This is a genomic window from Marinicauda pacifica, from assembly GCF_004793635.1.
Taxonomy (GTDB): domain Bacteria; phylum Pseudomonadota; class Alphaproteobacteria; order Caulobacterales; family Maricaulaceae; genus Marinicauda; species Marinicauda pacifica.
In genome coordinates, this window is sequence record NZ_SRXV01000005.1 from 59,183 (window position 1) to 84,258 (window position 25,076).

The 25,076-nt window shown below is 66.0% G+C and carries 24 protein-coding genes and 1 tRNA gene; 8 read left to right on the forward strand and 17 right to left on the reverse strand.

Translation table 11 applies throughout. The annotated features are described in order from the left end of the window. Positions 1-4 precede the first annotated feature (4 nt). From E5162_RS13920 to metG, 4 genes are all read right to left on the reverse strand, one after another. Positions 5-433: a RidA family protein gene (locus E5162_RS13920; RefSeq protein WP_206751129.1), complete on the reverse strand. Its 429-nt coding sequence runs from the start codon at positions 431-433 to the stop codon at positions 5-7. Further along, complete coding sequence (locus tag E5162_RS13925; RefSeq protein WP_135945887.1) at positions 430-1,770, reverse strand: amidohydrolase; 1,341 nt, start codon at positions 1,768-1,770, stop codon at positions 430-432. The genes E5162_RS13920 and E5162_RS13925 overlap by 4 nt, the downstream gene beginning before the upstream one ends. 70 nt (positions 1,771-1,840) lie before the next feature. Next, positions 1,841-2,347, reverse strand: coding sequence for a hypothetical protein (locus E5162_RS13930; RefSeq protein ID WP_135945888.1), 507 nt, complete (start codon positions 2,345-2,347; stop codon positions 1,841-1,843). An 88-nt stretch (positions 2,348-2,435) separates the two neighbouring features. After that, complete coding sequence (metG, locus tag E5162_RS13935) at positions 2,436-4,148, reverse strand: methionine--tRNA ligase (protein ID WP_135945889.1); 1,713 nt, start codon at positions 4,146-4,148, stop codon at positions 2,436-2,438. Positions 4,149-4,457: 309 nt separating this feature from the next. Here metG and E5162_RS13940 point away from each other — a divergent pair, with 309 nt between their 5' ends. From E5162_RS13940 to E5162_RS13950, 3 genes are all read left to right on the forward strand, one after another. Next, positions 4,458-4,970 carry a GAF domain-containing protein gene (locus E5162_RS13940; protein WP_206751130.1) on the forward strand — a complete coding sequence of 171 codons (513 nt, stop codon included), beginning with the start codon at positions 4,458-4,460 and terminating at the stop codon, positions 4,968-4,970. Between the two features lie 54 nt (positions 4,971-5,024). Beyond that, positions 5,025-5,540 (forward strand): helix-turn-helix domain-containing protein, encoded by a 516-nt coding sequence (locus E5162_RS13945; protein WP_135945891.1) that lies wholly within the window; start codon positions 5,025-5,027, stop codon positions 5,538-5,540. Between the two features lie 72 nt (positions 5,541-5,612). Next, positions 5,613-5,688, forward strand: a tRNA-Thr gene (locus E5162_RS13950). Positions 5,689-5,704: 16 nt separating this feature from the next. On the opposite strand, the gene E5162_RS13955 is transcribed toward E5162_RS13950, so the two are convergent. Both E5162_RS13955 and E5162_RS13960 read right to left on the reverse strand, forming a co-directional pair. Then, entirely contained in the window at positions 5,705-7,171 is a 1,467-nt protein-coding gene (locus E5162_RS13955; protein ID WP_135945892.1) for a RimK family protein, read from the reverse strand. After that, positions 7,168-7,677, reverse strand: a complete 510-nt coding sequence (locus E5162_RS13960) for a GNAT family N-acetyltransferase (RefSeq protein ID WP_158291316.1) — start codon at positions 7,675-7,677, stop codon at positions 7,168-7,170. The genes E5162_RS13955 and E5162_RS13960 overlap by 4 nt, the downstream gene beginning before the upstream one ends. Before the next feature lie 150 nt (positions 7,678-7,827). Between E5162_RS13960 and E5162_RS14985 the strand changes: the two genes are divergently transcribed. Next, on the forward strand, positions 7,828-8,499 hold the full coding sequence (locus E5162_RS14985; RefSeq protein ID WP_206751131.1) for a c-type cytochrome: 672 nt from the start codon (positions 7,828-7,830) through the stop codon (positions 8,497-8,499). A 58-nt stretch (positions 8,500-8,557) separates the two neighbouring features. Here the strand turns inward: E5162_RS14985 and E5162_RS13970 are convergent, their stop codons facing one another. Beyond that, positions 8,558-9,856 carry a NupC/NupG family nucleoside CNT transporter gene (locus tag E5162_RS13970; RefSeq protein ID WP_135945894.1) on the reverse strand — a complete coding sequence of 433 codons (1,299 nt, stop codon included), beginning with the start codon at positions 9,854-9,856 and terminating at the stop codon, positions 8,558-8,560. Positions 9,857-9,970: 114 nt separating this feature from the next. Here E5162_RS13970 and E5162_RS13975 point away from each other — a divergent pair, with 114 nt between their 5' ends. After that, complete coding sequence (locus E5162_RS13975) at positions 9,971-10,162, forward strand: DUF1289 domain-containing protein (RefSeq protein WP_135945895.1); 192 nt, start codon at positions 9,971-9,973, stop codon at positions 10,160-10,162. Here E5162_RS13975 and E5162_RS13980 read toward each other — a convergent pair. Then, complete coding sequence (locus E5162_RS13980; RefSeq protein WP_233342039.1) at positions 10,159-10,977, reverse strand: sulfite exporter TauE/SafE family protein; 819 nt, start codon at positions 10,975-10,977, stop codon at positions 10,159-10,161. The genes E5162_RS13975 and E5162_RS13980 overlap by 4 nt on opposite strands. Continuing rightward, positions 10,974-11,972 carry a tRNA dihydrouridine(20/20a) synthase DusA gene (dusA, locus tag E5162_RS13985; RefSeq protein WP_135945896.1) on the reverse strand — a complete coding sequence of 333 codons (999 nt, stop codon included), beginning with the start codon at positions 11,970-11,972 and terminating at the stop codon, positions 10,974-10,976. The genes E5162_RS13980 and dusA overlap by 4 nt, the downstream gene beginning before the upstream one ends. Positions 11,973-12,206: 234 nt before the next feature. Between dusA and E5162_RS13990 the strand changes: the two genes are divergently transcribed. The 3 genes from E5162_RS13990 (at position 12,207) to E5162_RS14000 (ending at position 16,132) form a co-directional block, all read left to right on the forward strand. Beyond that, positions 12,207-12,740: a hypothetical protein gene (locus tag E5162_RS13990; protein WP_135945935.1), complete on the forward strand. Its 534-nt coding sequence runs from the start codon at positions 12,207-12,209 to the stop codon at positions 12,738-12,740. Between the two features lie 106 nt (positions 12,741-12,846). Beyond that, entirely contained in the window at positions 12,847-13,443 is a 597-nt protein-coding gene (locus E5162_RS13995; RefSeq protein WP_233342038.1) for a response regulator, read from the forward strand. 196 nt (positions 13,444-13,639) lie between these two features. Then, positions 13,640-16,132: a PAS domain-containing sensor histidine kinase gene (locus E5162_RS14000; protein WP_174235014.1), complete on the forward strand. Its 2,493-nt coding sequence runs from the start codon at positions 13,640-13,642 to the stop codon at positions 16,130-16,132. Positions 16,133-16,140: 8 nt separating this feature from the next. On the opposite strand, the gene E5162_RS14005 is transcribed toward E5162_RS14000, so the two are convergent. From E5162_RS14005 to E5162_RS14035, 8 genes are all read right to left on the reverse strand, one after another. Continuing rightward, complete coding sequence (locus E5162_RS14005; protein WP_158291317.1) at positions 16,141-16,755, reverse strand: periplasmic heavy metal sensor; 615 nt, start codon at positions 16,753-16,755, stop codon at positions 16,141-16,143. Further along, entirely contained in the window at positions 16,755-17,177 is a 423-nt protein-coding gene (locus E5162_RS14780; protein ID WP_158291318.1) for a hypothetical protein, read from the reverse strand. Before E5162_RS14780 ends, E5162_RS14005 begins: the two co-directional genes overlap by 1 nt. Next, entirely contained in the window at positions 17,177-17,869 is a 693-nt protein-coding gene (locus E5162_RS14010; protein ID WP_206751132.1) for an RNA polymerase sigma factor, read from the reverse strand. Before E5162_RS14010 ends, E5162_RS14780 begins: the two co-directional genes overlap by 1 nt. After that, positions 17,857-18,420, reverse strand: coding sequence for an EF-hand domain-containing protein (locus tag E5162_RS14015; RefSeq protein ID WP_135945899.1), 564 nt, complete (start codon positions 18,418-18,420; stop codon positions 17,857-17,859). Before E5162_RS14015 ends, E5162_RS14010 begins: the two co-directional genes overlap by 13 nt. A gap of 61 nt (positions 18,421-18,481) precedes the next feature. After that, positions 18,482-21,367: a bifunctional [glutamine synthetase] adenylyltransferase/[glutamine synthetase]-adenylyl-L-tyrosine phosphorylase gene (locus E5162_RS14020; RefSeq protein ID WP_135945900.1), complete on the reverse strand. Its 2,886-nt coding sequence runs from the start codon at positions 21,365-21,367 to the stop codon at positions 18,482-18,484. Between the two features lie 37 nt (positions 21,368-21,404). Beyond that, a complete protein-coding gene (locus tag E5162_RS14025) occupies positions 21,405-22,820 on the reverse strand; it encodes a sensor histidine kinase (protein ID WP_233342037.1) in 1,416 nt (471 codons plus the stop codon). 31 nt (positions 22,821-22,851) lie between these two features. Then, positions 22,852-23,526, reverse strand: a complete 675-nt coding sequence (locus tag E5162_RS14030; RefSeq protein ID WP_135945901.1) for a response regulator transcription factor — start codon at positions 23,524-23,526, stop codon at positions 22,852-22,854. A gap of 37 nt (positions 23,527-23,563) precedes the next feature. Beyond that, a complete protein-coding gene (locus E5162_RS14035; protein ID WP_233342036.1) occupies positions 23,564-25,036 on the reverse strand; it encodes a Do family serine endopeptidase in 1,473 nt (490 codons plus the stop codon). Between the last annotated feature and the right edge of the window lie 40 nt (positions 25,037-25,076).

A 25,076-nucleotide genomic window follows, 5' to 3' on the forward strand; every position in this document is an offset into this window, starting at 1 on the left:
GCCCTCATGCGCTCGGAACCCGGGTGGGTAACACTGCATCCGCCTCGATCTCGACCAGATAGTCGGGTGCGGCCAGAGCGGCCACGCCGATCATGGTGCTTGCCGGCCTGTGCGCGCCGAACACCGCCAGGTGAGCGGCACCCACGGCCGCCTGTGTCTGCGCGTTCATGTCGGTTACGAAGATGCGGGTGCGCACGACGTGGGCGGTATCGGTACCGGCCTGGGTCAGGGCGTCGGCGATGATCTCCAGGCAGCGTTCAGCCTGGGCTCCGACATCGCCGGGCGCGTGAACATGGCCGGTGCGTCCGACGGACACCGTGCCAGCCACCCAGACCTGATCGCCGTGGACGACCGCCCGGCAATACCCCACGCGGTCCTCCCACGGAGCACCGGACGGGATGCGCCGTATCCCGCCACCCTCAGGCGTACTCACTCGGCGCCCCGCTGCACACCATTCTCGAAGATATCCAGTGCGATCGCGGCCATGCCTTCGGTGGCCATGGTTATGGAGGTTTCCGCGTCGGGGTAGAAGAAGGGCGAGTGATTGGCCGGCGGCACTTCACCGCGAGCCATGTATTCGTCCCACACATCCCGCGGCTGTCCGCCGACCCAGAACATGAAGATGGGCACACCCGCCTCGGTCATGCCGTAGCGGGCAAAGTCCTCGCCGCCGGTTACCGGCTGGGTCGAGCGCACATTCTCCTCGCCGAAGCGGGCGCGCAGCGCGCCGACCGACTGCTGGGTCAGCGCCGGATCGTTGTACAGCGCCGGCGTATAGATATCCTCGGTTTCGACGATTGGCATGAGGTCCTCGGGCAGGCCTGCCGCCCGGGCCTGAGCCATGGCGATCCGCTCGATGCCGTCCAGCAGCGTCTGACGCACGGAGGGCTCATAGCTGCGCACCGTCAGCTGGAGATGCGCACTGTCGGGGATGATGTTGTGCTTGGTCCCCGCATTAAAGGCCCCGACCGTCACGACGCCGGTATCGAAGGGCGAAATCTCCCGGCTCACCAAGGTCTGGAGATTGGTCACGATCTGGCTGGCCAGCACGATCGGATCGACCCCGTTCTGCGGGCTGGCGCCGTGCGCGCCAATCCCGCGCACGGTGATGTCGACGCTGTCGACATTGGCCATCGCGTATTCGGAGACGAAGGTGATCTCGCCGGCCGGGACATACCCCCAAGTATGGAAGCTGACGACCGCATCCGGCGTGCCGAAGCGCTCGTAAAGCCCGTCCTCCAGCATGGCATGAGAGCCCAGGCCGATCTCCTCACCCGGCTGGCCGATCAGGATCAGCTTGCCCGACCACGCATCGCGATTGTTCGAGAACCAGCGGGCCGCACCGACCAGCGCCGTCATATGCGTGTCGTGCGCGCAGGCATGCATGACCGGGAACACGTTGCCGTTACGGTCTTCCTGTGTGGCCTCGGAGGCGAAGTCCAGCGGGGTGTCCTCCTCCATCGGCAGGCCATCCATGTCCGCACGCAGCAGCACGGTCGGGCCGTCGCCATTCTCCAGAACCCCGACCAGGCCGGGCGCGCCGACATCCTCGGTGACGTCGAAGCCGGCCTGGCGCAGTTCCTCGGCCAGGCGGGCCGCGGTCTCGGTCTCGACCATGGAGAGTTCGGGATTGGCGTGGAAGTGCTGGTAGAGGCCTTCCAGGTAGGCGTCATAGTCGGCGCTTACCGCGCTCGACAGATCGTCGGTTTGCGCGAAAGCGGGCGCGCAGAGCGCGGTGGCTGAGGCGGCGGCGATGAGTAGACGGCGCATAGAAGGAACTCCCCGGTGTCTCTGATTGACGCCCATTGCAGCGTGCGCCGGGGGGAAGGTCAATGGCAGCCTAGCCGAACATCGCGTCAATATCGGCCTGGGCGGAGGATTCTTCGGCTTCGTCCGCGTCGTCCATCTTGCCGTGAATGGCGCCGGACGCCGCCCCGATCAGCGGGCGGATATCCTCGTTGGCCATGCGGGCGACTGTCGCGCATGTCTCGGAATCGGCGCCGCCTTCCAGCATGGACTGGGCGCGGGCGACCTCACTGTCGATCTGCAGGATGATGGTTTCCAGGTGCGCGCGCAGCGCCCGCGGTGCGGCGCCGTAAGCCAGAATGGCGAGCTCCTTGGCCGCAAAAGTCGAACGCTGGAAATGCTCGACATAGTCGCACGGGGCCCAATCGAGCACATCCTCGGCGCAATCGGGCATGTCGGGCAACATGTCCATGAGCATCACCACTTCGTTGAAATGGTTGAGGTAGTCGGTCGCCAGGCCGGTCTCCGGATTGATGTTGGCCTTGGCCAGCACATCCGCGCCCAGCGCGCCCTCCCCCAATGTCGTCTCCGTGTCACTCATGCCTGGTCCGGACTTCAAACCCATTGCAAAGGCGCATCTTTCACGCCTCAAGGTTTAGGAACGCCTAACCGCCCGCCCCGCAATCCGATCACTCCTGCCCGCCACCGAACCGCTCGCTCCACTCGGCCACCGCGTCATCCTCGATCTTGGCGAACAGCACGTCGGGCGGGGTGAAGGCGCCTCCCGGCGGCAGCGCGGTGAGAATCTCCTGCGCGCTCGCCTCGGGCCAGTCGAAGCCTTCTCCGGACAGACCCAGAGCCGCCATGATCTTGTCGGCAGTGAAGGGAATGACCGGGTGAGCCACTAGTGCGAACAGGCGGCACAGATTGATGCCCGTGCGCACGCCCAGCGCTGCGCGTTCGCGGTCGGTCTTGAAATGGCTCCACGGTTCGGCACGGGTCAGATATTCATTCCCCGCCGCCCACAGGGCGCGTGTCTCGGCCATCGCCTTGCGGAACTCCATCGCCTGGTAGTGCTCGGCAATGGTCTTCAGACCGGCATCGACTTCTTCATACAGCCAGCTCTCGGCCTCGCCCGGCTCGCCACCGGCCGGAATCTCGCCGTCAAAGCGCGAATTTCCGAAACGCAGGATGCGGTTGACGAAATTGCCCAGCACGTCGGCCAGGTCCTTGTTCACCACCGACTGGAAATGCTCCCAGGTAAACTGCGCGTCGCCGCCTTCGGGCGCCCCGGCGGTCAGATACCAGCGCCAGTAGTCGGCGGGCAGCAGGTCGATGGCCTGGTCCATGAAGACGCCGCGCTTCTCGCTCGTGGAGAACTTGCCGCCATACCAGGTCAGCCAGTTGAAGGCCTTGAGCCGGTCCACCGTCTTCCAGGGCTCGTCCGACCCCAGGATCGTGGCGGGGAAAGACACCGTGTGGAAGGCGACATTGTCCTTGCCCATGAATTGCACATAGGTGACGTCGCCCGCGCCCTCGTCGGTGCGCCACCACGATTGCCAGTCGCCCCCCGTCTTGTCGGCCCATTCCACGGTCGCGCCGATATAGCCGACGGGCGCATCGAACCAGACATAGAAGACCTTGTCCTCGAAGCCCTCGCGCGCCTGGCCCTCGCGGACCACCGGCACGCCCCAGGACAGGTCCCGGGTGATCGTCCGGTCGCGCAACCCCTCGTCGAGCCATTTGTAGGCGATGGACTTGGCCAGCGACGGCCAGCCGTCGGCCGCGTCCACCCAGCTGCGCAGACGGTTCTCCATCCGGGTCTGGAGCAGGCGCAGGTGGCGGGTATCGCGCACCTCGAGGTTTTTCGATCCCGAAATCGCCGAATAGGGATCGATCAGGTCGACCGGGTCCAGCAGCCGGCCGCAATTGTCGCACTGATCGCCGCGCGCCTTTTCATGCTTGCACGTGGGGCAAGTGCCCTGGACGTAGCGGTCGGGCAGGAAGCGGCCATCGTCGATGGAATAGATCTGCTTCTCGACGACCTCTTCGATCAGGCCCTTGTCTTCGAGCACGCGCGCGAAATGCTGCGTCAGTTCGGCATTCTGCGGGCTCGACGTGCGGCCGAAATAATCCCAGGCCAGACCAAAGCGCTCGCCAAGCGCCTTCTGGATCTCGTGCTGTTCGTCGCAATAGGTGCGCACGTCCTGGCCGGCCGCAGCCGCGGCCAGCTCGGCCGGGGTGCCGTGCTCGTCGGTCGCACAGATCGCCAGGACATCATGGCCGCGCATGCGTTCGAAGCGCGCATAGACATCGGCGGGCAGCATCGACCCGGCCAGATTGCCCAGGTGTTTGATACCATTGATGTAAGGTAAGGCGCTCGTAACCAGAATGCGGGGCATTATCGATAACCGTCCAATCTCGAGAGTGCTGACCGCCGGCCCGGGATCACTGAAGCGGGTGCGGTGCGAGGCGCAGACATAGCGGTCACACGAGGTCAGGAAAATAGCCAGGGCGCATTTTGGCAGCGGCCCGGGGGATCGGGAGGCTTGCGATCGGTCGGAAGCAGGACGCCGGCGCGGTCGATGGTCAGCAGTCTTCAAACAGCCGGGGACTCGACGGCAGATCGAAAATTCGGTCATGTTCGTGCAAACGCTACAACCACGTCGCCTGCACTACCGGGCAATGGGAGAGACGCTCACATGGCTTCGATGACCGACGCCGAACGGGTGGCGGCGCTCAGGCGCTACCAGGTTCTGGACACCGACCCCGATCCGCGGTTTCAGGCGATCACAAACACCGCCGCGATTGCCCTCGATGTGCCGATTGCCCTCGTCACGCTGGTGGATGAATCGCGCCAGTGGTTCAAGGCGCGGCACGGGCTTGATGTCTGCGAGACCGAGCGGGAAATCTCGTTCTGCACTCACGCCATCGTCAGCACCGAGCCCTTTATTGTCGAGGATGCCGCCAGCCACCCGGTCTTCAAGAACAACCCGCTGGTTACCGGCCACCCCTTCATCCGCTTCTATGCGGGCATTCCGCTCATCGACAAGCAAGGCGCCGCGCTCGGGACGTTCTGCATCATCGATGCGCAACCGCGTACACTGAAAGACGACGAACTGACCATGCTTTTCGGGTTCGCCCAGTTTGCCATGACGGCGCTGACAGCCCATCGCCAGAAAATCGAGATGGAGACGGATTCAAGCTTACGCACAGGATCGTGAAATCGGGCTGATGGCCGGTCCGCGCACTGACCGCCTTTTCAAGAAGGAAGCACCATGTCGAGACTGCACCTGGGTGAAAAGCTTCGCGCCTTCCGCATCCGTCAACGGATCAAGCAGGAAGCGCTCGCGGCGGATCTCGGCGTCAGCCAGGCCACGATTTCCCGGCTGGAATCCGGCGTGATGGAGGCCAGCCAGCAGCTGGCGGACAGCATCGAGGCCCTGCTCGCCAATCCCACGAACCAGTCGAGTTTTGACTATTGGCGCGCGGCCGTGTCCCGTCTGGACGGCCTGTTCGCCCTCTACCGCCTGATGGGTACGGAAAGCGATCCGCTCACCGTATCGCGCGGCTTTGAACGCTGGGCTGAGGCCGGAGCGACCGCTCCCGACAATGCCATGGATACGATCGCCCAAGCGGTTTCACAGACCCGCAGCGCGCTGGTGGATGCCACCCAGCAGCCGGTGACGCGCCCGATCACGATCGACGGAGCCAAGCTGCATCTCAATCTCCAGCTCGTGGTCGACGATCACGGCTCCCGCCTCGCCCTGGTGGAGATCATCCGCACGCACTAGGGCGCTGCTGCCCGGCTTGCACGCGCCGGGGCCCGCGCGTATAGGAGGCGCCGGTTGTCGCAAGGCCGACAGGCCGGTTTAGCTCAGCTGGTAGAGCAGCGGTTTTGTAAACCGAAGGTCGGGGGTTCGAGTCCCTCAACCGGCACCATTTTCACACCCGGCGATTATCGAGGCAGGTGGCCGATACGCGTTTCCAGACGCACGGCGAACCAGGCGATGAGCTGCTTCCACATCTCGTCCTTCAGGACCAGGCCTTCCACATCGTGCTCCATGTTCGGGTTGTCGTTGACCTCGATGACGAACACGCCGGCTTCGTTCTGCTTGATATCGACGCCGTAGAGCCCGTCGCCGATCACGCGGGCGGCCCGAACGGCGATATCGATGACCTCGGCGGGGGTATCCTCGATGGCGAAGGTCGCCGAGCCGCCTTCGGTCATCTTGCCTCCCTCTCCGTGCTTGATGATCTGCCAGTGGCCCCGGGCCATCTTGTACTGGCAGGCAAACAGGGGCTTGCCGCCGAGCACTCCGACTCGCCAGTCGAACGTGGTCGGCATGTATTCCTGGGCAATGATCAGCGCGGTGTCCTTGAACAGCGCCTTGGCCTTCTTCGTCAGCTCCTCGCGCGTGGCCACCTTGTGGACCGAGCGCGAGAACGACCCGTCCGGTGCCTTCAGCACGACCGGGCTGCCGAGCGATTCCATCACGTCGGAGAGGTTCGCGTCTTCGTCGAGGATCAGGGTGCGCGGTGCGGGAATGCCCGCCTTTTCCAGCAGCTCCTTGAGATAGACCTTGTTGGTGCAGCGGATCATGGACTGGGTGTCGTCGATGACCGGCATGCCTTCCTGCTCGGCGCGCCGCGCGAAGCGATAGGTGAAGTTGTCGATGGCCGTCGTCGCGCGGATGAAGAGCGCATCATACTCGGCCAGATTGGCCAGATCGTTCGGTCCGATCGGCTGCACCTCGACATGCTCGCGCGAGGCCACCGAGGCCAGCCGCTTGAGAGAGGCTGCGCTCGACGGCGGCTTCTCCTCCTTGGGATCGACCAGCACCGCGAGCGACCAGCGCGCCGGAGTGCGGGCTTTCTGCGGGCTCCAGCTCCGCTTGGTATGGGAGTCCAGCGCATCCAGGAAGAAGTCGCGGCGTTCGCCCTTCAGCGCATGGATCGAAACCGGGCGCAGCTTGTCGATGCCGCCCGCCTCGTTCAGGCGCACCTCGATGGCGGGCACGCGAAACCAGTCGAACAGCAACTTCGAAAACCGCTTGAAGCCGGCAAGCTCGGGACGTCCAAATGCGACGAGAAAGCGCTCCGGCCGCTCCGCGAGGGCGTCAAGATCGCGGGCCAGCGCAGCGTTGAGTTCAGGCAGCGCCGACACGTAGAGCGACTTGCGCGACAGCTCGACCATGCTTTGCACCGTCGGCACGATGCGGTGAGCGCGCGCCTCCGCGAGCAGTGAGGCATAATAGCCTGCGCTCTGATAGGCGTAGGAGCGTGACAGGTTGATGATGTTGGGCCGGCGGTCGGAGAAGAGCCGGGGCTTGGTCAGGTAGTCGGCGACCTTGAGCACCTTGTGGGGCGTCTCGTGCTGGGCCAGGTCACCGGAATGGTCGACCAGAAGGAGCCAATCGCTCATGACTGTGTGTGTTCTCGCATTGCGATCTCGGTCTCCATGATCACCGCATCCTCTCCGTCATCATAGTATGCTGGGCGAATTCCGGTTCGGCGAAAAGCGCTTCTCTCATAACTTCGCTGCGCAGCGCCGTTCGACCGGCGAACCTCCAGCCGCAGGCGCCGGCATCCGCGCTGTGCGGCGTGGCGCGCGGCTTCCGCGACCAGTGCCGGACCGATACCCTGACCGCGTGCCGTCTCGTCCACGGCGATCGAATAGAGCCGGGCCACCGTCGCATTGCGCCGGTAGAGGATCAACGCATAACCCACGCGCTCCGGGCCATGTTCCCCGGCGCGCTCGGCCAGCAGGACCAGGGCGGAGGAACGCGTGAGCAACCGGCGCAGATTGCGGCGGGCAAAGCGATCCTGAGCAAACGCGCCGCGCTCCAGCGCATCGATCTCATCGAGGTCTGCGGGCCCGGCGGGGCGGATCCGGATGGGGGATGACGGCGCGTGCGGGTTCGAGGTCAAGGGACGACTCATGGAAGGCGGACTGGGGCGAGGAGTATGTAGCGCTATGGAACCGGTTGCGTCATCTCGCGCGTTGAACCCGCAGTCCCTGGCGCGCTATTGAGACACGAAGCGAATTTGAACCAATCATCTTCAAGGAGTCCCGAGCCGATGACCCGATTGAGCCTGCTGACCGCTGTATCCGCGCTTGTGCTCGCCGCTTGCGGCCCGGGCCAGGACCCTGAGTCCGAACCGATGGCGCCCGAGGGCGATGCCGCCTCGCACAGCGAGGTGGACACTGGTCATGGACCGGAGACGCCGGCGCGCGGAAGCACCGAAACCGCATCCGCGTCGCAAGACAGCGCCGAGCCCGATCCGGCCTATGGCAACCCGACCGGCGATGCCGGTGCCGATCAGACCGGCGAAACTGCTCCGGATCAAGCGGCGGCGGACGAGACACCGGCCATGAGCGAGGAGGCACAAACCATCCTCGCCGGGTTCGGTGCTCCCTATACGCAGGCCGATCTTGAAAACGGCGAACGTGTTTTCCGGCGTTGCGCCGCCTGCCACACGCTTCCTGAGGGCGCGCGCAACCTGGTCGGTCCGAATCTGCACGGTGTCTTTGGGCGCGAAGCCGGCACGGTCGAAGGCTTCCGCTATTCCGATGCGGTCCAGAACGCCGATTTCGAATGGACGCCGGACCGGCTTGAAGAATGGCTGGCCAATCCGCGCGAATTCCTCCCCGGCAACCGCATGGCTTTCCCCGGGTTGCGCGACGAGCAGGACCGTCACGACGTGATTGCGTACCTGGCGGTCGAGACCCACGCCGAACCGGTCGAATGATCGCGGCCTGAGACAGAGCTTGAAACGCCCCTCCCCGCCGGGAGGGGCGTTTTCGCGTCTACAGTCCGAACAGGCTTCCCGGGAGGGCTCCGATCACCGCGCCGGTCATCAGCGTGGCAAGGGAGCCTGATATGAGCGCGCGCGGCGCCAGCGCCAGAATGTCCTCGCGGCGCGAGGGCGCAACGGCCATCAATCCGCCGATCAGGATGCCGACCGAGGAAAAGTTGGCGAAACCGCAGACCGCGTAGGTCAAGATCAGCGTGGTGCGCGGCGACAGGCCCTCCGCATTGGCGAGCTCGGCATAGGCCAGGATCTCGTTCAGCGCCGTCTTGTAGCCCATGATGGAGCCGGCCTGGTTCGCTTCGGCCCACGGAATGCCGGCAAGCCAGACCAGCGGCGAGAAGATCCAGCCCATGAAGCGCTCGACCGAGATGGGCGCGCCGAAAAAGTCGGGAAAGACGGTCAGCATCATGTTGAGCAGGGTCACCAGAGCGGTGAAGACCAGCAGCATGGCGATGATGTTGATGAACAGCTTCACGCCGTCGGTCACGCCGGTGGTGAGAGCGTCCATCGTGGAATGATAGAGATTGACCGGGATCGGCTCCTGTCCCGTCATCTCCTCACCCGGCTCCGCCGGGTGCATCACGCGGGCAAGCAGAACCGCCGCGGGCACGGAGATGAGCGAGGCCGTGACGATGTGGCCGGCGGCGTCGGGCAGCACTCCTGAGAGCTGCGACACGTAGATCGCCATCACCGACCCGGCGACCGTGGAAAACCCGACCGTCATGATCAGGAAGAGGTCCGACCGGCTCATCGTGGCCAGGCGCGGACGGATCAGAACCGGGCTTTCGGTCATCCCCAGGAAGATGTTGGCAGCCGCGCCGAGCGAGGCCGCGCCTGAAAGCTGGAGGATGCGCCGAAAGAGCAGCGCGAAAGCGCGCACGGCAAACTCGAGAATGCGCCAGCGCCACAGCAGCGCCGAAAGGGCGGAAAGGACAATGACCATCGGCAGGGCATGGAAAGCAAAGGTGAACGCTCCCGGCACCGTCCCGTCGGGATTGATCGCGACAGGCTGGAACGGCATGTCCGCGGCCTGCTGGCTGCCCAGATAGCCGAAGACGAAGCTCGTTCCCTCAAGGGTCGCCTTCTGCAGCGCATCCACGACGCCGGTCAGCGAGGCCAGGAAGGCACGCGTGGGCGCGAGCGAATACAGCATGACCGCAATCACGAACTGGACAGCGACCGCGCCGGCGATGAGGAGGAATGGCGGCTTGCGCCGCGGGCCGAATGCCCAGGCGATTGCGATAAACGCAAAAACGCCAATCAGGCTGCGCAGCTGAAGCCCCGCGTCTTCCATCGTGTCTGCCTTCGAGTTGTTGAGAAATCCCGGTCCCGGGCGCGCACCCTAATGTGTAGACGGACGGTTTTCCAGCGCTTGAACTGTCGTGCGCGAAACGACACTGTCCCCGCCATGAAACGCGCGATCTGGTCTCCCTGCATACAGGTCTGCTTCGTCGACCCGGAGGACCGGATGTGCGTCGGCTGTTTTCGCACGCTTGAGGAGCTCGGCCGGTGGACCCGGTTTACCGACGCCGAACGCGCCGCGCTCAAACCGGAGCTTGAAAAGCGTCGCGCAGCCTATCTGGCACGCAAGGCCGGCTAGCCCGTGAAGAATGCCTCGCGCAACATGTTCAGCGCGACGATCACCAGCCCGATCGCGAAGGCCTGTCGCAGCCTGTGCTCGGGCAGGGCATGGGCAAGGCGCGCGCCGACCGGGGCGAGAAAGACGGCGGCAATCGCCAGCACCGCGAAGGCGGCCATGTTCACATAACCCAGAGAGAACGGCGCCCGGCCAAGCTCGCCCATGCCGGCCACCATGAAGCCGATGGCCCCCGGCAGACCGATCGCCACGCCGAAGCCGGCCGCGGTCCCGACCGCCTTGTGGATCGGCTTGCCGCACAGCGTCATCAGCGTGACGCCGAAGACCCCGCCGCCAATCCCCATGAGGCTGGATAGCGTGCCAATCAGCGTGCCCAGAACACCGCTCATCGGCAGGCCGGGCATGTCCTGCGCCAGCTTCCAGTCCGGCCGGCCGAAGAAAAACTGCGCCGACAAAAGCAGGGCGACGATGCCGAACAGCGCGGTCAGGACTTCGCCCGGGGCCAGGTCGGCAATCACCGACCCGGTCAGGGCGCCAAGTACGATCCAGGGGGTCCAGCGGCGCAGCACGTCGAAATCGACCGCGCCGCGGCCGGCATGCGCGGCGACGGAGCGCAGCGAGGTCGAGACGATGACGGTGAGCGAGGTTCCCACCGCGGCATGCATGGCGTGGTCTTCATAGCCGAGCGCGCTCAGCGTGTAGTAGAGGGCGGGGACCATCACGACGCCGCCGCCAATCCCGAACAGGCCGGCGATCAGACCGGCAAAGGCGCCCGTGGCCAGGAGCCCGGCGAAGAAGACCCAGATCTGTGCGGTCACGCGGCCTGTCTCGCCTCCGAGACGGCCTCCGCCGCGCGCGCGACAACCGACCAGTCCGCACCCGGCCGGTTGGCCTCGCTGGAGAGGATTTGGCGCCAGCGGCGCGCGCCGGGCATGCCGGTAAACAGGCCGAGCATGTGGCGGGTGATGGCGTGAAGACGCGTGCCCGCGGCGAGCGCGCCTTCCACATAAGGCCGGTACGCTTCCAGCGCGTCGAACGGTGTCTCTACCGGGTCGCGCTCGCCATAGAGGCGGCTGTCGACGCGCGCCAGCTCGAATGGTGTGTGGTACGCGGCCCGGCCCAGCATGACACCGTCCACGCCGCTCATCTCCTCGACCGATTGATCCAGCGTGGCGAGACCGCCATTGAGCAGGATTTCAAGGTCCGGGCGCGCCGTCTTCAGGCGGCGCACCAGCGCGTAGTCGAGCGGGGGCACGTCCCGGTTCTCCTTCGGGCTCAACCCTTTCAGCCACGCCTTGCGGGCATGCACGATGAAGGTGGTCACGCCCGAGGCGGCGACCGTGTCGACGAAGGAGAAAAGCGTCTGCTCGGGATCCTGGTCGTCCACGCCGAGCCGGTGCTTGACCGTGACCGGCACGTCGACTGCATCGCGCATCGCCGCCAGGCATTCGGCCACAAGCTCCGGCTCGCGCATCAGGCAGGCACCGAACTTGCCGGACTGGACCCGGTCGGACGGACAGCCCACATTCAGATTGATCTCAGCATAGCCGAAGCCTTCCGCGATGCGCGCAGCTTCGGTCAGGAAGCGCGGGTCCGATCCGCCCAGCTGGATCGCGACCGGGTGCTCGCTCGCATCAAATCCGATCAGGCGCGGCGCATCGCCGTGGATCACTGCCTGGTCGACCGCCATCTCGGTATAAAGCACGGCGCGCCGCGTCAGGACACGATGGAAGGCCCGGCAATGCCGGTCGGTCCAGTCCATCATGGGCGCCACGGTGAACCGGCGATCCAGGGTGTGCGGGTGTGCGGTCATTGTGATCATTTAGTTCGGCAGCAGAAAAAGCGCAAACGGGCCGGGACCGAGCTGTTTTGCCTGCATCGAAGAAATTCGCGGCCACGATTGCCGCGAACCGATGAGGCCCCAGGGCGGGACCTGAACTGAGCCAGCGACTGACGCAGCCCCAAACTGTCCATTTTTAACCCTGACATTTAACGGGGATTTGAGGCTTTCGGGCCTATGCTTCTGCCAGAAGTGGAGCGGACATCCATGGCCAAGGCCGTCTTTCAGAAACACCAGCGTGTCTTCGTGCGCCCGGTCGGAACCTGGGCGATGGTGGAGCAGGTCAAGCCGCAATGGGTCAAGGACGTCGAAGAGCCGGTCAAGGTCTTCTACGATTGCGGGCTCGGGCGTGACTTCTCCGCTGCAGAGCTCGCCGCCGAGGAAACCGCTGACGCCGATGTCCAGCCCGGCCAGTGGCGCCTCATGCGGGTAAAGAACAAGTGGCAGACCGCCGACGAGTGCATTCACCACCCGCATCCCGGGACCTACCCTGTGGTCGTCACCGATGAGCGCGACTGGGGCGGGTGGCGTGTGCCCGGTGCGGAATACGACCGCGATCCCAACCGGATAGAGGCGCAGGCCCGTCTGGTCGCGAATGCTCCGCGCCTTCTTGCCCTCGCCGAGGCGCTGGTTCGCCTGGCCGGCGACGATCCGGGGGCGGGCGATGAGCTGCTTTCCCTCGCCCGCCGCGCCAAGGACACCGTCCGGGCAGTCAAGAACACACCCCAATCGGACACCTAGCGGAATGCAGGTCGTCTGAATAATTTATGGGTCGCCTGGCTAACACCTTGGTAAGCGCGCAGCGGAGACTATCTTCACGTAAACGGTACAGTTTCAGGTGTCGCTCGTGCAATTTTTTCCCGGTCTCGACCGGCTAACGGTCCTCCTCGTCGACGATAACAGCCACATGCTGCACATCGTACGCACAATGATGCGCGGGTTCGGCATCGTTCATATCTTCGAGAGCCGCGACCCGGCCGAGGCCATCGACATTGCCCGCAATGACAGCATCGACCTGATTATTCTCGATTATCAGATGGATATGCTGGACGGACTGGAATTCACGCGCATGCTGCGCACCGCAGCCGACAGCCACAACCGGTTCGTGCCGATCATCCTCTTGACCGCCTATACTGAACGTTCGCGCATCCTGAGTGCGCGAGACGCCGGCGTGACCGAAATCTGCGCCAAGCCCATCAATGCCAGCGAGCTGTGGCGCAAGATCGCGGCCTGCGTGAACGAGCCGCGCCCGTTCGTGCGCACCAAGACGTTTTTTGGACCGGACCGCCGTCGCCGCACAATCGAGTGGCCGGCTGAAAAAGAGCGGCGCAAGACGCCGATCGAGGCCCCACAACCCCAAGCCCCAGATGGCGAAACGGCCCCGAAAGCCGCCGGCGAAGCGGCGTCGCAAGCAGCAGAGGCCACACTGGAACAGGCCGGCTAGACTGGCAGAAAAGCAAGACGTGTCGCCTGATTACAACAAAACCGTCGCGATTGTTTAATCATGCCTCGCAAACGCATGCGGTTTCCTGCTTAAACTTTTCATTCTGCTGGACGAACGCGTTCACTCTCCGTTAAATCACACAATGACCGAGGCGCGCCTGCGATCCGCGTCCGCTTCTGCGGATGGCTCTGTCGGGATGACCGAGCAAGCTCGCCCCATGCGCGGCGGGCTGACGCCGCGCCGCGTCCTCTTCGCGGTGATCGCGTTCTCGATGATCTTCGGCGCGATCATCGCCTTCAAGCTCCAGCAGGAATGGGCCGACACTGTCGAGGAAGCCGAAGGTACCCAGGCGCGCACCGCCGCCTTCCTGGCCGAGCGCGTCAGCGGACGTCTGGCCGAGGTGCGCGGCGCCCTCGCCTTCGCCGCCGCCGACCTGTCGACGGCCGAGGCGGACCGCATCGAAGACGTTGCCCGGATCCGTCTGCAGACATTGACCGAGTCCAGCCTGATTTCCGGGGCCGCCCTGCTTCTGCCCGGCGGAAGCGTGGTCCGCTCGCCGGATACGCAGGCCGATATCCGGGAGGCGGCCGAGGCGGCTCTGGCCAGCCCGACCGGTGTGGCAACCCTGCTCGGCCCGCCCTCCAGCATCGTCATGGGCTCCGGCGTGCCGCTGCCCACCGGCCAGGTTGGCGCCCTGGTCGTCTGGGTGGACCCGGCCGCCATTCTTCCGGAAAACCGCCCTGACCAGATCTCGATCCTGGCCAGCGCGGAAGGGCGCACACTTGCCTTGCAGCCTCCGGTGCAGCTTCGCGGGGCACCCTTTGCGGCCGAACGGTTCGGGCTGTCGACAGAGCGCATCCTGCGCGTTGCCGGCCAGGGCGGAGCGATTTCAGGCGCGCGCATGGGCGAGCAGGACCGCATTCTGGGTGTCGCGGCCCTCGCCGACGCGCCGATCCAGACCTATAGCCTGGGGCCGCCTGCCATCGACCAGACAGGCTGGCGCCGCACGCTGATCTTCTATCTTCTGATGTTCCTCGGGCCGCTTTTTGCGGCGGTGGCGCTGTGTGCGCTCCTGCTGATCCAGATGGGCAAGCTGAAGACCATCCAGGCGCAGCTTGAAGACTCTGAGCGCCGTTTCCGTCTGGCGATCGAGGGTGCCCGCTGCGGCGTGTGGGACTGGGATTTGTCGACCGACGACGTCTTCATCACCGAGTCCTTCGCCCGCATGGTGGGCCGCAAGGGAGCCTCGATCATCAGCGGGCCGGAGTTTCTCAGCCTGCTCGACCCGGAAGACCGGGGCCGCGTTCGCACGGCTCTGCGCGGCGCCCTCAAATCGGGAGAGGTCAATCTGGAAGCGCGCGCCAACTCAATCGCGCTCTGGATGCAGATGCGTGGCCGTCCGATGGTCAGCGAACGCGGCGATGCCCGGCGCATCATGGGCGTGGCCATCGACATCACCGAGCGCAAAGGCGCCCAGGCTCGCGTCGCGGCGGCGGAATCGCGCCTGCGCGCCGCGCTGGAATCCATGAATGAGAGCTTCGTGCTGTGGGACTCCAAGCGCCGCCTGGTGTTGTGGAACCGCAAGTTCCGGGAATTCTTCGATCTCGACGAGCACGCGCTGAAAGCCGGCATGGCCTATGACGATGCCGAGGCGGCCGCCGGAAAGGCCATTCTCGCCGTCCATTCCGATGCGCGCGAGAACGCCACTTACGAGATGGAGCTGAAGGACGGGCGCTGGCTGCACTACTCCCAGCGGGTCACCAATGATGGCGGCCTGGTCTCGGTCGGCGCCGACATTACCGCGCTCAAACGCCACGAAGCGACACTCAAGGCCAATGACCGTCAGTTGCGCCAGAGTGTCGACAGCCTGAAACGGTCCCAGGAACGGATCCAGGAACTGGCGCACAGCTATGAAGAAGAAAAGATCCGCGCCGAGCAGGCGAACCGGTCGAAATCCGAATTTCTCGCCAACATGAGCCATGAGCTGCGTACGCCGCTCAATGCCATCAACGGCTTCTCGGAAATGATGATCCAGAACATTTTCGGCCCGCTCGGCCACGAGCGCTACACCGAGTATGCGAACGACATCTACAATTCCGGTCAACACCTGCTCTCGCTGATCAACGACATTCTCGACATGTCCAAGATCGAAGCCGGCAAGATGGTTCTGTCAGCGGAGCCGGTCGTTCCGATGGATTTGATCGAACAATGCCTGCGCCTGGTCTCCGCGCGCGCAGCCGAGAAGAACATCAATATCGTTCTGGAAGGCGAAGACCTGCCGGAAATCGAAGCCGACCCGCGTGCCATCAAGCAGGTGCTGCTCAATCTTCTGTCGAACGCCGTGAAGTTCACCCCGGAGGACGGCCGGGTCACCGTGCGCGGCTTCAATGCGGTGGACGGCGTCGTGCTCCAGATCAGCGATACCGGCATCGGCATTCCCGAAGAGGACCTGCCCCGGCTTGGCCGCCCGTTCGAGCAGATCGAAGCGCATCATTCGCGCAAGCACGAAGGGTCTGGCCTGGGCCTGGCCTTGTCCAAGTCTCTGGTGGAGCTGCATGGCGGCACGTTGCGGATCGATTCCACGCTCGGCAAAGGGACCACGGTGTCCTTCACCCTGCCCGCGCAGCTGCCTGACGAAGCCTCAGGCGAGCATGGTGCGTTTCACCTGAACGCCAACGCCGCCGAGTAATCCCCAAACTAGTTGTTCGGCCCGGCCGGCGCGTCCGCAGCCTCGTCTGCCCGGACCGCGTCATCTCCATCGCCGTCGCCGCCGCGGTTATGCTCGCGATGCTCATGACGGTCACGGCGATCGTGACGGCGATGGCGGCGTCCCTCGAAGGGGGGACGGCCCGAATAGGCCTCGGCCAGCACCTCGCTGCGCGTCTGCGAATCCAGACCTTCAACGATGTCCAGCAGCACGCGCTCGCCCTGCGCTTCGACGGCGGCGCGCGTCTCGCGCGCCCGGCGCAACGCCTGGGCGGCGCGTTCCGTATCGAAGGGCTCGGCCAGAATGGCGGCGGCCGCCTCGCGGCGTGCCGCACCGGCTTCGCGCAGCAAGGGGCGGATTTCTCCGCGTCCCTCCATCATGCGTTCGCGCGCGGCCGCGCGTCCCTCCTCGGGCAACGCTTCGTAGAAGGCGCGCGGGTTGAAGCGGCCCGGCCCGAGAACCGTTTCAAGAGCCCGATCCTCCCGGGCCCCCGGCTGCTCGAACCCGCGTTGCAACAGCACGCCGATCAGGATGCCGTTCGCCAGTACAGAGACGACCAGAAGGCCGACCCAGAGATTGGCGGCAAGGCCGGTGCGGTTAAACATCACTCTTCCTCCACCCAGGCTGAATTCTCGGCCTGGAGACTGTCGAACGCGGCAATATAGATCGCCATATCGTCCCGGTCCGGCTGCGCCGAATCCCCGAACGACCATCCCAGCCCGAGGCCGCCAATCAATGCGACGGCAGCCGCCATGCTCGCCCATCGCGGGGTCGCCATGCCTGGGCGCGATTTCGCCCCAGGACCGGAGGCCAGCAGGCGCGCCTCAAGATTGCCCGGCACCCCGGTGAGGTCCCGGGCGGACTCCAGCAGGCGGTCGAGCCGGGCGGCCTCTTCGAGCTGCGCGTGAAGAGCGTCGTCAGCGTGGTCGCGCAGGAAAGCAAGCGCTGCCTCGCGATCGGCGGCGGGCCAGCGCGATGGAGCTGCGCCATAGGCGCTGACAAGGCGGTCAAAGCGGGTGCGGTCCATCAGCTCTCTCCCTCGTGAGCTCCCCCGGCCAGGCCGGAGAGAAGGTTGGATTGTTCGTCGGCAAGCGCCTGTTTCAAGCCGCGGCGCGCTCGCGCCAGTAGCGATTCCAGGGCGTCGACACTCACCTCCATCATCGCGGCGGCATCGATATTGGAGTGCTCCTGGAAGTGACACAGCTCCAGGGCCAGTCTCTGGCGTTCGGGCAAAGCCTGCACAGCTTCGCGTACAGCCTGTGCGGTCTGGCTGGCGCTGATCTTCCGGTCGGCCAGAGGTGCCGTGTCGGCCCGCTCGGGCACCTCGCCGGAGACCTCGCGGCGGCGGCGCAAACGGTCGTAGCAGGCATTGATGGCGATACGTCCCACCCAGCTGTCGAACCGAGCGGTTCCGGGCTGCCACCTGCCTGCACCTCTCCATACCTTGATGTACACGTCCTGCGCGGCATCCTCGGCTTCCGCCTCACTGCCGAGCAGACGCCGGGCGAGGCCCAGAATGACCGGCAGATTGCGGCGCATGAACAGGCGCGCCGCCGCCGGGTCGCCCTGCGACAGGGCGCGCGCATAGGCCAGATCGCCGCCGGGGAAAGCGTCGCGGTCGACTGGCGGGCTGGACTTGCCACCCGCAATCAAGGTCAGTCGTGGCGCGATGACGCCCTCCCCGGCCGCACGATGCGGTCTGGCTCCTAGTTGCGCCACCAGCGGCGCGCCTCGCGGCGATCTTCACGGCGCTCCTCGCGCCGTTCCATCGCAGCATCGAGTTCATCGGCCGTCACCGAACCGTCCTGATCGGTGTCGAGACGGTCGAACATCCGGGTTTCGCCGTCGACGAACTCGGCGCGCGAGATCCGGCCATCTTCGTCCGCGTCCTGACCGTCCATCCAGCCGCCGCGTTCGCCGCGTCTGCCACGATGGCCGCGGCCCCGCCGGCCATCTTCATCGTCGCGCATCTCCTCGCGGCGGACCTCGCGCATCTCCATCATGCGCCGATGCATGGGCGAGGCGTCTTCCGCGTCAAGATAGCCGTCCGAATTACGGTCGCGCCATTCGAACTCCTCGCCCTTCAGCGAGGCGATTTCGTCTCGTGTGACGGTATTGTCGCCATTCAGGTCGAACATGGCCAGATGGGTCAGTCCGGAATGGCCACGGCCACCCCCGTGATGGCCCTGTCCGGGCGCGGCGACGGCAACGCTGAGTCCGCCCAGCGCGATGCCGGCGGCCAGAAGCGTGGTTTTCAATGCGGTCTTCATGAGTGAAGCCTCCTAAGGGTCAGTCGTCAGTCCTCGAAGGCTAGAACGCTGCGGCCCGTCACTATCCGTCGCTGTCCAGCTGCGGCTCGCCGATATGGGCCACGAAAAGGGCGCGAACCCTGGCCGCATGGTCGTCCAATCGGTCTTGAAGGGCCTGAAGGCCGCTCACGCCCACCGCCTCGCCCAGCCGTTCGGCGAAGGGGAGGCTGGCGGTGTCGGGGTCAAAGCCCGACCCGTGCGCCAGACGCAGAAGCTGCGTGACCAGGCTGTAGTCGCGCAGCGCGGTGGTCAGGGCCTCGCCGTCGGCCTCCGGCAGCGCGCCGCATTCTACCAGCATCCGCAAGGCCTGAGCGGTCGATGGCGACAGGCGCCGGCCCAGCACCAGCTGTCCGGTCTGGGCGATGAATTCGATCTCGATCAGCCCACCGGTCCGCAGCTTCAGATTCCAGAGCGAGCCAGCCGGCTTGTCGCGTTCCAGGCGCGCCCGCATCGCAGCCGCGTCGCGGCGGATGTCCCGGGCCGCAACGTCGCACGCCATCGCCGCGTCCAGCGCCGCGCTCACCTCGGAGTCCAGGCCCTGGCCGCCCACGATCCGGGCGCGTGTCAGCGCCATGCGCTCCCAGGTCCAGGCTTCCCCGCCCTGATAATAGCTCTCGAACCGGGCCAGGCTGACCGCCACCGGACCCGCCGACCCCGACGGCCGCAACGCCAGGTCGACATCGAACAGATCGCCTTCTTCGGTCGGCGCCGACAGCGCGGCGACCAGGCGCTGCGTGAATCTCGAAAACCAGGTGTCGCATCCGATAGGGCGTTCGCCCTCCGACATCTCGCGATCGGCCTGGTAGACCACCATGATGTCCAGATCAGAGTCTGCGGAAAGTTCGCACCCGCCCAGCTTTCCAAGTCCCAGAATGGCAAACCGGCCCGGGGGCGGGCCGTGACGGCGCGCCACCTCGTTCAGGGCCGCATCACTCATGACCTCGATTGCCGCCTCGGCGAGATCAGTATAGGCGCGCCCTGCCTCGCCGGCACTGGCCCGGCCCAGCAGGGTCTGCGCCCCGATGCGCAGGCGTTCCTCGCGCGCGATGCGCCGCGCCTGGTTGAGCGCCAGCTCGAAGGGTGTGCCGCGTCCGCGCACCTCGCGCATGCGCTCGGCGAGCTTGGTCCGGTCGCCAGTCTTCAGCGGCTGGGCAAAGGACGGGTCCAGCATGATGTCCAGCAGGGCGGGACGGCGCGCGAGCACCTCGGCCAGGCGAGGAGCGAGCCCCAGAATGGCAATCAGCTCGTCGGCGAGTTCAGGGTGATTGACCAACAGGGAGAGCGGCTGGACGCCCGACGGCAGGCCCTCGAAGAATTTGGCAAAGCGCGCGAATGTCCGGTCGGCGTCGCCCGTTGCGCCGATCGCCTCGACCAGGCGGGGCGCCAGCCTGGAAAACAGGCCGCGCGCGCGTTCGGTCCGGCCGGCCCTGGCCCGGCCCGCCGCCCATCCAGACAGCCGCGACCAGATCTGTTCAGGCTGTGAAAATCCGTGCGCGCTCAGCGTGGCGAGCGTGTCCGGTGTGGGCTCCACGCCGGTCAGGACCAGACTGCCTTCGCCGGTGGCCAGGCTGTCGCCGTCATCGAACTGCTCGGAGAAGGCGGCATGAATGCGCTGCAAGGCCGATGTCACCTGCGCATCGAAGGCCTCGAGCTCCGCTTCGCCGAAAAGGGCCGCGACCGCCGCGCGGGCAGAGCGGTCCGCGGGCAGGGTCTGGGTCTGCTCGTCCTCGCGCATCTGGATGCGGTGCTCGACATGGCGCAGCGTGCGGTAGTCCTCGATCAGGGCCTCGGCCTCTTCCGCCGCGATCAGGTCCTCGGCCTGGAGCGCGCGCAGCGCCCCGACCGTGTCCGGCACCCGCAGGGCCGGCTTGCGCCCCCCGAACAACAACTGCATCACCTGCGCGTAGAATTCGACTTCCCTGATGCCGCCCCGGCCGAGCTTGACGTCATGGCCGGCGACGCGGATCTCGGCGCGCCGCCCGATCGACTGGATCTGTTTGGCCAGGCTGCGAATGTCCTCCACGGCCGCAAAATCCAGCGCCCGGCGCCAGATGAAGGGTTCGAGATCGCGCAGGAAGGCTTCACCCGCCTCCCTGTCGCCTGCGCAGACGCGCGCCTTGGCGTAAGCGGCCCGCTCCCAGTTCTGTCCGACCGCCTCGAAATAGCGCCGCGCCGATTCTGCCGACAGCGAGACCGGCGTGGAGGACGGGTCGGGCCGCAGTCTGTGATCGACCCGGAAGACATAGCCATCGCTAGTCTCCTCCGACATGAGCCGCACCCAGGTCTGCGTCAGGCGGTCGAGCGCCTTTTGCGGTTCCTTGCCTTCGGGCGTCACGATCCGGTCCGGCTCGAACAGCACGACCAGATCGATATCGGAGGAATAGTTCAGCGTGCCGGTGCCCATCTTGCCCAGCGCCAGCACGAAATAGCCCGGCAGCGGCGTGTCGTCGGCTTCAACGTCGAAGCCCCGGATGCGCACTGCCGCGCCCAGAGCGCCCTGCACGCTGGCATCGGCAAAGGCGGTCAGCGCCCCCACGGCATGGGACAGGTCATAGGCCCCGGACAGATCGGCTAGCGCGGCAGCCAGATGAAGATCGCTCTTTGCCTCGCGCAGTACCCGCGCCGCCTCGTCGTGATCGCTGAGCTCTGCGACGGCACGCGCGCGCTCGATGGCGTCCGCGATCACCGCTTCGGGGCTGTCGCGCGCCAGTCGCAGAAAGGTCTCCGCCCGCCGCACGGCCAAACGCCCCAGGTAGGGCGCGGCCGCAAACACCGCATCGACGAATCCGGACGCCTCCGCCCACGCCTCGCGGGCCGCGTCCGGCAGGCGCGCACGCACACGCGCGGCGCGCTCGGTGTCGCATACCGGAAGGGATCGGGTCAGGCGGGCAGGGATGGGATCGGGCATGGACAGACGGTGGCGCGTCGGGTCGGGAAGGGCAAGCCTACTTCACCTGCGGGAAGACCAGCGCCACCCTCAGGCCCGGTGCGCCGTCCGTTCCCGGCCCGTCATCGAGCGACAGCGCGGCGCTATGCACCTCGGCGATGGCCTGGACCAGAGACAGGCCCAGCCCGACGCCGGGCTGGTTGCGGCTTTCTTCGAGACGCACGAAACGCTCCAGCACGCGGACCCGGTCCTCGGCCGGAATGCCCGGCCCGGTATCGGTGACGGAAATCTCCACCGCGCCGGACCCGGTCTCACGCACGCGCAGGCAGATGGCCTCTCCCGCCGGCGCGTACTTGACCGCATTGTCGATGAGGTTGGCGACCAGCTGCGCGATCAGCTCGCGGTCGCCCAGAATGGTCAGGCCACTGGCCAGCTCGCTGGAAAACTCCAGCCCCGCATCTTCGCACACCGGCTCGTAGAGTTCGGCGATATCGGACAGGAGTTCGGCCGGGTCCAGCGTCTGGAAAGCCTGGCGGCGCTCGCCCGTCTGCAGCCGGGTCAGCGACAGCACGGCGTTGAAAGTCTTCAGCAACTCATCGGTATCGCTCACCGCCTGGGCCAGCGCGGCTTCATAGTCGGTCTTGTCCGCACCCTCGACCAGTGCCGTTTCCAGCCGGCTGCGCATCCGCGTCAGCGGCAGGCGCAGATCGTGCGCGATGGAATCCCCGGCCGTGCGCATGCGGTGCATGAGGTGCTCGACCCGGTCCAGCATGTCGTTGAAGTGGCGCGCGAGATCGTCGAGATCGTCGCCGGAATGGGTACGCGGCGCGCGCGTTGCGAACTTGCCGGTCATGACCTGGCGCGCAGCCGCGTTGATGCTTTCCAGACGTGCAGCGAAGCGGCGGCTGACCAGCACGCCGGAGACGATCCCAAACGCCAGCGCCAGACCAGAGGCGACCAGAATCGCGTTGAGCAGTCCGGCGACGAGCCGCGTCTCTTCCTGCACGTCGAGACCGACGAAGAGCGCATACCCGTCGGGCAAGGCGGCGATGCGTCCGCGCGCCTCGCGCCCGGTGGCCGCATCGTTTTGGCCGTCCTCGTCATCGACCGGGGCCCGGTCATAGGTAAAGCGGATACGCCCGTCCTCGTCGGGAGCAACGGCGGGCAATGCCGAGATATTGCCCGTCATCCGCTCCCCGTCGGGACCGACCAGCAGATAGAGAAACTCCGACCCGCCGACCGATCGCTGCAGGATGTAGCGGTTGGCCAGGCCCGGCCCGCCCTCGGCGAAGCGTTTTTCGACCGCCGCGACTTCCTGGCCGATCGTGGCATCGGCACGCCGCGAGGCGGCCCCCACCGAGTAGGCGTAGACCAGCGCCAGGATCACGAAGCTGGACACCGCGAACAGGCCGGCCGCCATCAGCGTCAGCCGGAAGGCGGTCGTGCGCGCGAAGGCGGGCATGCGCCAGTTCACGTCTCAGCCTCCCCGGCCCGAGCGGCCCGTCTCACGGCGCGGAGAGCCGGTAGCCTGCACCGCGGACGGTATGCAGCATCTCCGCATCGAAGGGCTTGTCGATTTTCGACCGAAGCCGGGAGATATGCACGTCGATCACGTTGGTCTGGGGATCGAAATGATAATCCCAGACCTTCTCCAGAAGCATGGTGCGCGTCACCACCTGGCCGGCATTGCGCATGAGGAATTCCAGCAGGCGGAATTCGCGCGGTTGCAGCAGGATGTCCTCGCCGTCACGCCGCACGGTGCGGGCCAGAAGGTCCATGTCCAGCGTGCCCACGGTCAGCCGGGTCTTCACGCTGTCCGGGTCGCGGCGCCTCGCCAGTACCTCGACCCGGGCCAGCAGCTCGGCGAAGGCATACGGCTTGACCAGATAGTCGTCGCCGCCCGCTTTCAGGCCCTGGACCCGGTCATCGACCTCGCCGAGGGCGGAGAGGATCAGAACCGGGGTCTGATCGCCCTCCCCGCGCAGCGTTTCGATCACCGTCAGACCGTCGAGCTTGGGCAGCATGCGATCGACAATCAGGACGTCGTAACCGCCATTGCGGGCCATCTCCAGCCCGGTCTCGCCATCGTGCGCCGCATCGATGACGTGGCCGGCTTCCTTCATGCCCCGGCTCATGAAGCTGGCGACATCCTTGTCGTCTTCGATGATCAAGAGACGCATGGCACTTCCTCTCCCGTCGGGAATCCGGCCGGATGGCCTATTCCTCGTCCTCGAACTGAAGCGCGGCGTAGCGGACTCCGCCCTGCGAAGCGACGAGCACGAGAACCGCGCTGCGGCCGCGTTCGCGCGCGGATTCGATTGCCGCCTCAAGGTCGGCGACCGACATCAGGTCCTGACCGCCCGCTTCGAGGATCACGTCACCGGGACGGATGCTCTTCTCCGCCGCTTCCGAGCCGCGCGCGACACCGACGACCGACAGGCCGCGGCCACCCTCGATATCCAGGCCCTCGCGCGTTTCCTCGTCGGCGGGCTCGAGAGACATGCCGAAGAAGCTGTCCGTGGCCTCGTTATCGTTGGCAGTGCCGTTCAGCTCGTCCTCGCCCGGGCGCTCGGCCAGCTCGATGCGCAGCGTGCGTTCGTCGCCGTCGCGCAGAACGGTCAGACGCACGGTTTCGCCCGGCGCGAAAGCGCCGATGCGCCGCGTCAGTTCGATGGCGCTGGTGACCTCGTTGTCATTGACCTCGATGATTACATCGCCGTTCTGCAGGCCCCCTTGGGCAGCCGGCGTTCCGGCGATGACTTCCGGGACCAGAACCCCTTCCAGGTCCTCGTCCAGGCCCAGGGCGTCCTTCAGGTCGGCGGTCAGCGTTTGCGGTCGCACGCCGAGATAACCCCGGCTGACCGTTCCGCCTTCACGCAGCTGGGCGATGACGCTGGAGGCCAGGTCGGAGGGAATGGCGAAGCCGATGCCCACATTGCCGCCGGTCGGGGAGAAGATGGCCGAGTTCACGCCGACAACATTGCCTTCCAGGTCGAAGGCCGGGCCGCCGGAATTACCCCGGTTGATCGGAGCATCCAGTTGCAGGAAATCGGTATAGACCGCGCCGATCGGACGTCCGATCGCGGAAACGATGCCCGCCGTAGCCGTGCCACCGAGGCCGAACGGATTGCCCACGGCGACGACCCAGTCGCCGACGCGCACGTCAGGATCCTGGTCCAGCGTCACAAAGGGGAAGGTCTCGTCTTCATCCTCGACGCGAAGCAGCGCCAGATCGGTAGCCTCGTCGGTGCCGATGACATTGGCCGGGAAGCGGTCGCCATCCTTGGTTACGATGGTGATGTCGTCCGCGTCGCGGATCACGTGATAGTTGGTCACCAGGTAGCCGTCGGCGGAGATGAAGAAGCCAGATCCCTGCGCGCGGCGTTCCTGGGGCTCCTGCTGATCGGGCAGGCCGCCGAACCGCTCGAAGAATTCCCGGAATTGCGGCGGGAGGTCTTCCAAGTTCGGCGTTTCGCCGCGGGACACGGTGCCCGATGCCTCGATGGACACCACCGCCGGGCTTACCTGCTCGATCAGGTCGGCAAACGACATCGGCGCGCCCTGCGGCACGGCGGCGGCCAGAGGCGGCCGGGGCTGCTGAGCCTGGCTCATGGCGGGAAGCGCAGAGGTCGTCAGAAGCGCGGCGGCGAGACCGGTCGAAAGCGTGCGCAGTGGCATCTTGAAACTCATTTTTCGGACCATCCTGTTTGCGAGTGTGTCGGTGTTGGGG

What these genes read in the sequence shown, in the direction of transcription:
- dusA (WP_135945896.1), bottom strand. Translation starts at nt 11,972, where the DNA reads ATGACCGCACACCCGCACACCCTGGATCGCCGGTTCACCGTGGCGCCC.
- E5162_RS14020 (WP_135945900.1), bottom strand. Translation starts at nt 21,367, where the DNA reads ATGCCCGATCCCATCCCTGCCCGCCTGACCCGATCCCTTCCGGTATGC.
- E5162_RS13975 (WP_135945895.1), top strand. Translation starts at nt 9,971, where the DNA reads ATGAAACGCGCGATCTGGTCTCCCTGCATACAGGTCTGCTTCGTCGAC.
- E5162_RS14780 (WP_158291318.1), bottom strand. Translation starts at nt 17,177, where the DNA reads ATGGACCGCACCCGCTTTGACCGCCTTGTCAGCGCCTATGGCGCAGCT.
- E5162_RS13955 (WP_135945892.1), bottom strand. Translation starts at nt 7,171, where the DNA reads ATGAGCGATTGGCTCCTTCTGGTCGACCATTCCGGTGACCTGGCCCAG.
- E5162_RS14035 (WP_233342036.1), bottom strand. Translation starts at nt 25,036, where the DNA reads ATGAGTTTCAAGATGCCACTGCGCACGCTTTCGACCGGTCTCGCCGCC.
- E5162_RS14000 (WP_174235014.1), top strand. Translation starts at nt 13,640, where the DNA reads ATGACCGAGCAAGCTCGCCCCATGCGCGGCGGGCTGACGCCGCGCCGC.
- E5162_RS14015 (WP_135945899.1), bottom strand. Translation starts at nt 18,420, where the DNA reads ATGAAGACCGCATTGAAAACCACGCTTCTGGCCGCCGGCATCGCGCTG.
- E5162_RS13990 (WP_135945935.1), top strand. Translation starts at nt 12,207, where the DNA reads ATGGCCAAGGCCGTCTTTCAGAAACACCAGCGTGTCTTCGTGCGCCCG.
- E5162_RS13970 (WP_135945894.1), bottom strand. Translation starts at nt 9,856, where the DNA reads ATGGAAGACGCGGGGCTTCAGCTGCGCAGCCTGATTGGCGTTTTTGCG.
- E5162_RS13940 (WP_206751130.1), top strand. Translation starts at nt 4,458, where the DNA reads ATGACCGACGCCGAACGGGTGGCGGCGCTCAGGCGCTACCAGGTTCTG.
- E5162_RS13930 (WP_135945888.1), bottom strand. Translation starts at nt 2,347, where the DNA reads ATGAGTGACACGGAGACGACATTGGGGGAGGGCGCGCTGGGCGCGGAT.
- metG (WP_135945889.1), bottom strand. Translation starts at nt 4,148, where the DNA reads ATGCCCCGCATTCTGGTTACGAGCGCCTTACCTTACATCAATGGTATC.
- E5162_RS14005 (WP_158291317.1), bottom strand. Translation starts at nt 16,755, where the DNA reads ATGTTTAACCGCACCGGCCTTGCCGCCAATCTCTGGGTCGGCCTTCTG.
- E5162_RS14030 (WP_135945901.1), bottom strand. Translation starts at nt 23,526, where the DNA reads ATGCGTCTCTTGATCATCGAAGACGACAAGGATGTCGCCAGCTTCATG.
- E5162_RS13925 (WP_135945887.1), bottom strand. Translation starts at nt 1,770, where the DNA reads ATGCGCCGTCTACTCATCGCCGCCGCCTCAGCCACCGCGCTCTGCGCG.
- E5162_RS14985 (WP_206751131.1), top strand. Translation starts at nt 7,828, where the DNA reads ATGACCCGATTGAGCCTGCTGACCGCTGTATCCGCGCTTGTGCTCGCC.
- E5162_RS13945 (WP_135945891.1), top strand. Translation starts at nt 5,025, where the DNA reads ATGTCGAGACTGCACCTGGGTGAAAAGCTTCGCGCCTTCCGCATCCGT.